This window comes from Pseudomonas iridis (genome assembly GCF_017980685.1).
GTDB lineage: Bacteria > Pseudomonadota > Gammaproteobacteria > Pseudomonadales > Pseudomonadaceae > Aquipseudomonas > Aquipseudomonas iridis.
The window spans coordinates 1-1,583 of sequence record NZ_JACXXO010000044.1 but is presented as its reverse complement, the minus strand read 5'-3'; the positions used below and the strand labels follow the sequence as shown (position 1 = coordinate 1,583).

1 protein-coding gene is annotated in these 1,583 nt (G+C 62.6%); it reads left to right on the top strand.

Annotated elements, in window-relative coordinates; all coding sequences use genetic code 11:
- Positions 1 to 1,583, top strand: a 1,583-nt coding sequence (locus tag IEQ42_RS27215) for an RHS domain-containing protein (RefSeq protein ID WP_210706195.1), incomplete at both ends; no start/stop codon positions are given.

Here is a 1,583-nt window from a genome sequence, read left to right as displayed (position 1 = left end):
TGCTGATGAACACGGTGCGGTCACGCGTCAGCATTGGGACGCCATTGGCCGACTGATCCAGACGACTTCTCCTACGGGCGCCACCCGCGCCTACAGTTATGGCGCCTACAACCAGGTCACCGCCGAACGCGACGAACTCGGGCGCATCACCCGTTTCGAGTATGACGACGACCTGCACCTGGTCTCGCGCCGGATCAACCCTGACGGCACGCGGGTGCAGTACCGCTACGACCATGCGCAACTGCTGCTCACCGAAATCGAGAACGAGTCTGGCGAAAAGTATCGACTGGACTACACGCCGACCGGACTGATCCGACAGGAAACCGGCTTCGACGGGCGGCGTACGGCCTACGCCTACGACCTCAACGGTCATCTGCTGGAAAAGACCGAATTCGGCGATGACGGCTCGGTGTTGGTCACGGGCTACGAGCGCGATGCGGCCGGGCGCCTGCTGGTCAAGACCTTGCCTGACGGGGTCAAGGTTATCTATCAGTACGACCGCCTCGGTCGACTGACTGGCGTCGACGACGGTCAGAAACATCCGCTGGCCTTCGAATACGACCTGCAGGATCGGTTGATCACCGAGCATCAGGGCTGGGGCACGCTGCGTTATGCCTATGACGCCTGCGGCCAGCTCAAACGCATGCGCCTGCCGGACAACAGCAAGCTCGACTATCAGTACGCCAAGGGCGGCGCACTGACCGCCATCCACCTCAACGGCGCGCCGCTGACGCAACACGTTTACCAGTCGGGCCGCGAACAACAACGTCAGCAAGGTTTGCTGCTCAGCGAATATGCCTACGACGATCAGGGCCGACTGCTCGCCCACGCCGTAGGCCATCAGCACGATTCGCTGTACCGCCGCGATTATGCCTACAGCGCCAACGGCAATCTGGAGCACATCGCCGACACCCGTCACGGCCAACGCACCTACGGCTACGACGCTCTCGACCGCCTGATCCGCGTACGCCACTCACGTGACGAACTGCCGGAATCCTTCGCCCACGACCCGGCCGGCAACCTGCTCATGCAGGAGCGCTCCGGCCCCACACAGATCAAGGGCAACCGCCTGCTGATGCAGGGCGATCGCCACTACGACTACGACGCCTTCGGCAATCTGATCCGCGAACGCCGCGGCACCGCGCAGAAACTCGTCACCGAATACCGCTACGACTGCCAGCACCGCCTCATCGGCCTGACCCGTCCCGACGGCAAAACCGCGACCTACCAGTACGACGCCTTCGGCCGGCGGATCAGCAAAACCGTCGACGGCGAAAAAACCGAGTTCTTCTGGCAAGGCGACCACCTCGTCGCCGAAAGCAGCAAAACCCAGCACCGCAGCTACGTCTACGAACCCGGCACCTTCCGCCCGCTGGCACTGCTCGACGGCAAAGGCCCAAAAAAGGCCTGCCCGTTCTACTACCAACTAGACCACCTCGGCACCCCACAAGAACTCACCGACTACAGCGGTGAAATCGTCTGGTCGGCGCAATACGACGCCTACGGCAAAGTCGCCGCGATCACCCTGGCCGGCAAGGAATACCTGGATCAACCGCTGCGCTTTCAGGGGCAGTACTTCGACG